This is a genomic window from Bartonella sp. AA89HNZF (genome assembly GCF_042196905.1).
In the GTDB taxonomy this organism is placed as follows: domain Bacteria; phylum Pseudomonadota; class Alphaproteobacteria; order Rhizobiales; family Rhizobiaceae; genus Bartonella.
Window position 1 is genome coordinate 12858 of the sequence record NZ_JBHIRD010000019.1, and the last position, 7497, is coordinate 20354.

At 39.7% G+C, this 7497-nt stretch carries 4 protein-coding genes and 2 pseudogenes; 3 read left to right on the forward strand and 3 right to left on the reverse strand.

Annotated features, from left to right (window positions below):
• Positions 1–222: 222 nt before the first annotated feature.
• Entirely contained in the window at positions 223–1866 is a 1644-nt protein-coding gene (gene groL / locus ACFIN0_RS07855) for a chaperonin GroEL (protein ID WP_375606493.1), read from the reverse strand.
• A gap of 58 nt (positions 1867–1924) precedes the next feature.
• Entirely contained in the window at positions 1925–2221 is a 297-nt protein-coding gene (gene groES, locus ACFIN0_RS07860) for a co-chaperone GroES (RefSeq protein ID WP_005774667.1), read from the reverse strand.
• 227 nt (positions 2222–2448) lie between these two features.
• Here groES and fumC point away from each other — a divergent pair, with 227 nt between their 5' ends.
• From fumC to ACFIN0_RS07875, 3 genes and pseudogenes are all read left to right on the forward strand, one after another.
• The gene (fumC, locus tag ACFIN0_RS07865; protein WP_375606494.1) at positions 2449–3837 is read left to right on the forward strand and encodes a class II fumarate hydratase; all 1389 of its coding nucleotides are present in this window, start codon (positions 2449–2451) and stop codon (positions 3835–3837) included.
• A 997-nt stretch (positions 3838–4834) separates the two neighbouring features.
• Positions 4835–5054 (forward strand): annotated as a pseudogene (locus ACFIN0_RS07870) (lyase family protein); the annotation flags it as partial.
• Between the two features lie 625 nt (positions 5055–5679).
• A complete protein-coding gene (locus ACFIN0_RS07875; protein WP_375702267.1) occupies positions 5680–6567 on the forward strand; it encodes an outer membrane protein in 888 nt (295 codons plus the stop codon).
• 712 nt (positions 6568–7279) lie between these two features.
• On the opposite strand, the pseudogene ACFIN0_RS07880 reads toward ACFIN0_RS07875, so the two are convergent.
• Positions 7280–7497 (reverse strand): annotated as a pseudogene (locus ACFIN0_RS07880) (hypothetical protein); the annotation flags it as partial.

Genomic DNA, 7497 nt, shown 5'->3' on the forward strand with positions numbered 1-7497 from the left:
TGGAACTTCAGCAACCATTGCTTCTGTTGTGATCAGAAGGCTCGCAATTGAAGCCGCATTCTGAAGAGCAGAACGCAAAAACTTTCACGGGATCAACAATTCTTGAAAGCAATCAAATCACCGAATTCACCGGTTGAAAAACGTAAAGTTGCTAAACGTGAAAAAGCATAAAAAAAACGGGCCCAGAAGACCCGTTTCTTTATTATTTCTATGGAAAAGAGCTTAGAAATCCATTCCGCCCATTCCGCCCATTCCACCAGCAGGCATCGGAGGCATTGGTGTATCTTTCTTTGGAACTTCAGCAACCATTGCTTCTGTTGTGATCAGAAGGCTCGCAATTGAAGCCGCATTCTGAAGAGCAGAACGCACAACTTTCACAGGATCAACAATTCCCAAAGCAATCAAATCACCGAATTCACCAGTTGCGGTATTGTAACCATAAGTGTCAGCATTATTTTCCAGCACTTTGCCCACAATAATAGCGGCTTCTTCACCAGCATTGCTTGCAATCTGGCGCGCTGGTGCTTGTAGAGCACGACGAACGATACTAATACCAGCTTCTTGGTCAGGATTACTTCCCTTAACGGTCAACGCATTTGCTGCACGCAACAATGCGGTACCACCTCCAGCAACAATACCTTCTTCAACAGCAGCACGTGTTGCATTCAAAGCATCATCAACACGGTCTTTCTTTTCTTTCACTTCAACTTCTGTTGCACCACCCACACGGATAACAGCAACACCACCAGCGAGTTTAGCAAGTCTTTCTTGCAATTTTTCACGGTCATAGTCAGAAGTTGTTTCTTCAATCTGAGCCTTGATTTGATTGACGCGAGCAGTAATTTCAGCCTTTTGTCCAGCACCATCAATAATGGTGGTGTTTTCTTTAGAAATATTCACTTTCTTTGCACGTCCAAGCATATCCAAAGTGACATTTTCAAGTTTAATGCCCACATCTTCAGAAATAACCTGTCCGGATGTCAAGATAGCGATATCCTCTAACATTGCTTTACGACGGTCACCAAATCCAGGAGCTTTTACAGCAGCAATTTTCAAACCACCACGCAATTTGTTGACAACGAGCGTTGCCAAAGCTTCACCTTCCACATCTTCAGCAATGATAAGAAGTGGTTTTCCAGACTGAACAACAGCTTCAAGCACAGGAAGAAGAGATTGCAAATTAGACAATTTCTTTTCGTGAATGAGAATGTAAGGATCATCAAGATCAGCGACCATTTTCTCAGCATTTGTGACAAAATAAGGGGAAAGATACCCACGGTCAAATTGCATTCCTTCAACGACTTCTAATTCCGTTTCAGCGGTTTTAGCTTCTTCCACGGTAATGACGCCTTCATTGCCCACTTTTTCCATAGCATCAGCGATCATTTTACCGATTTCAGCAGCGCCATTAGCGGAAATTGTTCCCACCTGTGCAATTTCTGCTGAAGTTTGGATTTTTTTTGCTTTTTTGAAGAGGTTTGCCACCACTTCTTCAACAGCAGCATCAATCCCACGTTTAAGATCCATTGGGTTCATGCCCGCAGCAACAGCTTTAACACCTTCTTGCACAATAGCTTGTCCTAAAACAGTTGCTGTTGTTGTTCCATCACCAGCGATATCATTGGTTTTAGAAGCAACTTCGCGCAACATTTGTGCACCCATATTTTCGAACTTATCTTCCAGTTCGATTTCCTTTGCAACGGATACACCATCTTTTGTGATACGAGGCGCACCGAATGATTTATCAATCACCACATTGCGACCTTTAGGGCCGAGTGTCACCTTAACAGCATTAGCAAGGATGTCGACACCGCGCAACAAACGCTCACGCGCTTCACGGCCAAATTTGACTTCTTTAGCAGCCATTTAATTTCTCCTTGGAGTTTTCTCAAAATAGTACACAATGAAAAATTAAGCGCTTCAATTAGCCCATAATTCCCATAATGTCAGATTCTTTCATGATGAGGAGGTCTTCCCCATTAATCTTGACTTCAGTTCCAGACCATTTTCCAAACAAAATACGGTCTCCTGTTTTGACTTCTAAAGGCACGCGCTTTCCGTTATCATCGAGAGCGCCATTGCCAACAGCAATCACTTCGCCTTCTTGGGGTTTTTCTTTTGCTGTATCAGGGATGATAATCCCACCAGCCGTTTTATTTTCAGATTCAACCCGACGGACAACGACACGGTCGTGAAGTGGGCGGAATTGTATATTAGCCATGTTTTAAATCCTTAAAACTGAACATAATTGCATTAATCTTAAAAGTTCTTGCTAGCACTCTCAAGCTACGAGTGCTAGCATGTATTAGATATAAAATCGGCATCTCTCAATGTCAAGAATAGCCATAAAAATAATTTCTCTAAATGAAGCTTCAAAGTCTTGCCTCTTATTGCACTTTCGCGTTATCTATCTTTTTTGAGAACCCGTGAACAAAAAAGGATCTTATCATGGTTGAAACACGTCAGGAAACGGATAGCTTTGGAACGATTTCGGTACGTCAAGATCGTTATTGGGGCGCACAAACTGAACGTTCTCTGCATAATTTTAATATTGGCAGTGAAAAGCAGCCTCTTGCCATCATCTATGCCTTAGTCCTTGTCAAAAAAGCAGCAGCGATTGTAAATATGGGCAAAGGAAAACTACCAGAAAATATTGGAAAAGCAATTATTGCCGCCGCTGATGAAGTGCTTGCCGGCGATTTTGATACGCATTTTCCACTGTCCGTCTGGCAAACAGGTTCTGGCACACAAAGCAATATGAATGTCAATGAAGTCATTGCTAATCGTGCTAGTAAGATTTTGGGAGGAAAACTTGGAAGCAAAAAACCAGTTCATCCCAATGACCATGTCAATATGAGCCAATCATCGAACGATTCCTTTCCCACGGCGCTTCACATTGCCACCACGTTGCAAACACGCCAACACTTACTGCCAATCCTTGAAGCTCTTATTGCGACATTAAAACAAAAAGAGCAAGAATTTGCAGATATCATTAAAATCGGCCGCACCCATACGCAAGATGCAACCCCTTTAACCTTAGGGCAAGAATTTTCAGGCTATCGTGCCGCATTAGAAGCCAATTTTCAGCGTATTAAAAATGCTCTAACCGATGTCCAAATGCTTGCTCAAGGTGGTACGGCTGTTGGCACAGGACTGAATGCACCCAAAGGTTTTGACGTTGCTTTTGCGCAAACAGTGAGCACTCTCACAGAAATAACGTTCCAAACTGCCCGCAATAAATTTGAAGCACTTGCCCATCATGGCGCCCTTGCGCATTTCCACGGGAGCTTGAATGCCTTAGCTGCTGATCTGTTTAAAATTGCCAATGACATTCGGTTTTTAGGCTCTGGTCCACGTTCCGGTTTAGGGGAACTCAGTCTTCCTGAAAATGAACCCGGATCTTCTATTATGCCCGGCAAAGTCAACCCCACGCAATGTGAAGCCTTAACCATGGTCGCATGCCAAGTTTTTGGTAATCACACCAGCGTAACCTTTGCCGCAAGCCAAGGACATTTTGAACTCAACGTTTATAAACCTGTTATCGGCTATAACGTTTTACAATCAATTACCCTTCTTGGTGATTGCATGCGTTCTTTTGATATGCATTGTATTCAAGGATTACGGGCCAATCGTGTTCATATTCACTCGCTCATGGAGCGCTCACTCATGTTAGTCACAGCTCTTGCACCAGAAATTGGCTATGAAAAAGCTGCTGAAATTGCCAAAGCAGCGCATAAAAATGATACAACTTTGCGCACCGAAGCATTAAAAGCAGGGGTTTTTGTAGAGGATTATGACCGATTAGTTGATCCCAAAAAGATGATTGCTCCCCAATAAACAACTCACTAAAAAAGATACAAACATCTTAAAACAAATCTTTCTGTCAAAAGATCGGGGTGTTTTACACCCCGATGATGACCGATAACAATTACCCACAGCGTTCATTTTAGGCTCTGAGCCGCATTTATGCTATGGGTGTTTTTGTTGCTTATATTGTACTTAAAAGGCACAACGATTTTGGAAAGGCATGGATAGTCATAGCTCAACACCCAATAGCTATAATGGCAAAAATTGATTTAAAGGGATATGACCTTAAGGTGTTTTTCATTCTAGCTTCGCGTCTTGATTTTGAAAATCTATTAGCTATCAACCAAACAAAATTAGCTCAAAAAAATCGGTATTAATAGACATAATTTCAATCGAAGTATAAAAAGATTAATGAATTCATCGTAGTTACGCTTTACAATGTTATCATTATTGATAACATTGGGTAAATAACTCTTATCTCAATGAGATAATGTGTTTATTTATAATAATAATCTAGCGTTATCCATATTGAACGAGAATCCTAAATACCGTAAGATTTTCTCATTTTAAATCTGTCCCATGTTGCATCAATCAAAATCACTGACTTGCACATCACAAACGCAATGAATGTATGAATAGAAATTGTATCCGATAAGGACTACAAACGCCTCTAATGAACAACCTCAAGTGCCAAGGACTGTCACAACGGACAAAGGGGCCTCCTGTCACAACATTGTGGAGAGGGCTGTCACAACACCCTACGAACTGGCAAATATAGTAATGGTACCGACTTTCTCCTTTATGAAGCGTAAAAGAGGTGCTCAATAGATTTATTATTATACCATTCACAATCGCTGTCATGAAATGGGTTTAGGAACATTGAGAAATGTCTCCTTTATGAAGCGTGAAGATGGGAGTGCTCAATAGATTTATTATTATATCATTCACAATCGCTGTCATGAAATGGGTTTAGGAACATTGAAAAATGTCTCTTTTATGAAGCGTGAAGATGGGGGTGCTCAATAGAGGAACAGCTGTTGGAACAAAATTCAATGCACCGAAAGGTTTTGACCTTTGCTGAAACAATCAGCTCTCTAACGGGGATATCCTTGACAGCTCGCAAGAAATTGGAGGCATTTGCCCATTATGGCGCCCTCACCCATTTCCACAAAAACCTGAATGCACGCGCTAATCTCTTTAAAATAGCCAACGACATTCAGTTTTTAGGCTCTCATCCACGTTCCGGCTTTAAGCGAACGGAACGGAGAGTTTATCCGTTTTACATGGCGCATAAGAAACCTCATGAGACTTGAGATTCTCGCACTTTACTCCTTCTGATTCTTCGTATTCCATTCAATCAATCAAAACTATTCGCTTAGATTATTATAAGCAAAAGTGGCATATAGATAAAAAAGAAATAAAGTCGCCCATCCCCTCGAGTGCTCAAAAGGCTACCGCAATACAAAGCTATGCAATATCAAAAACGAGCAACGAATATGACGGTACCAATATGCATTTTTACGATAAATTGAATATTTAAGCACATTGGTGTCAATCATAATGGATAATACATTTAACAACAAAAAGTGTTTTAATATATATAAAGTAATATTTTTTTAATAAATAGAAAGCTTGTTTACTATACTATAATTTTTTCTAAAACACAGAGAACACTGAAAGAGTATATAAAAATACTGAAAAATCAATATAAACGCGGGATAATAGCATGAAAACAAGTTTCAAGAACGCTTAAATATGGATAATTATAGAGTTTTTGAATGTTTTAGTTTTCATAATGGTATTAAATATAGATTTTTTTAACCAATTCGTATATAATGCGATTTGTATCTGAAATAAATTGGGGACGTTTTTATGAAAACAAAATGTTTAGTTGCACTATCTATTTTCACCTTCATTACCGCTTCAACAGCGCAAGCAGCAGATACAGTAATCTTTAAGCAATCAGAACCGAAGGTTTCATTGCAAGATGTTTCGTCATCACGTATTTCACCGGTTACTGTTTCTGCGCCTTTTTCTTGGTCTGGTTTTTATTTTGGAGGACAAATTGGATATTTTTCCAATAAAAATACTCTAAATTATGCACAAGAAGCCAGGGACGGAAAGTGGGCTTGGGTTGATAGAGATTTATCACCGAAACTATCAGGATTGAGAGCAGGTTTGTATGCAGGTTCTAATATTGATCTGGGAGATCTTGTTTTCAGTTTTGATACCGACATGGTCTGGTCTGGGAGGAAAAGCACCCAAACAGACAATGGAAAGAAAATTCTAGATGAATCAAACTCCATTAACATTGCCTTTAAAAAAGCTGGGATTCCTATCATAAAACCTGCAGCTCAGGGTGAAACGATATCCAACTATGGTGACATTGTTGTTAGCAGTGTAACATTGAAAGAAACGTGGTCTGGTGCCACGCGCGCGCGTATAGGTTTTGCTTCCCATCGTCTTATGCCTTATATTGCAGGGGGTATAGCCTATAGACAGATGCAATATATCATGTCACTTTTATCAAAATCGCAAGAAGATTCGACAATTTTTGCTTCTGGCAATGTGTTAGATGAGACAAAAACAATGTTTGGTTACACTGTTGGTGGTGGTTTTGATCTTGCAATGACAAACAATATCATTATGCGGACAGAATATCGTTATTCAGATTTTTTTAAAAAGAAATTTGCAAACAATAACCTTAAAATCTCTTCTCAAACGCATGATGTTCGCTTTGGTATCGCTTATAAATTCTAAGTTTTGTAGAAAAATTGAACAATTAAAAAACCCTGTTAAAAACGGGGTTTTTTAATGCCCCTTTACCCCTAAAAAGACGTAGATTCTAAAAGCCTGTACTAAACTGTAAACAAATAGTCACGAAACAATAAAGCCTCTCCCTCTCTTAAAGCAAGCTCCTATCCTCTCAGCCTTTCATGTAATGCATTTGGAGTATAAGAGCTTTACCATCATACCACTAGGCGCCATCGTAAAATAAATGAGAGCCGTTATTTAAGAGATATTTCTTTAAAATAAATATGGATATTGTGCATCAATTGCAGTTTTATAAGATGATGTTGACTTGGCCTCCCCGCTCTTAAAGGATAAAGATTCTAAAAAACCATTTTTAAACACCCATTTTTAAACACCATGTCCGTTTATAAAAACACAAAAACCCTTGGAGACTCTTGGGGGATATCGGGGGATATCGGGGGACTCTTGGGCGGGCTTCTTTGGGCTCCTCCGCATGGAATGCTCTTAAACCTACAGCAAGATAAACACATTTAAGAATATCCAACACACACCGAAAAAATACTGTAACGTTTCAGGAAGTATGCCCTATATTACCACACTTCAAACGACAGTATTTTACCGCTATTGTATGCCAGAATGGAGAGAGGATATTGCGGTTCTCTGTTTATGTAATTTCTGTAACGGGAAGACAACTTCATTTAGGGAGCACATGAAGTTGTCAAGGTAAAAACCAATTTCCAATCTTACCATTTTCCTCTGCTTTACGACTTTCAAAAGCCTCTAAAGCACTATTTTTTAAGCCTCTAAAGCTCCTGTCTTTTAAAGAGTGGAGATTACACATTGCCCCATGTTTTTGTTTCTCACATATCTTTTTGGCGATCACGCCCCTCATGTCATACGACAACGCTTCAAACCAAACACACTCAAATTCAAGAC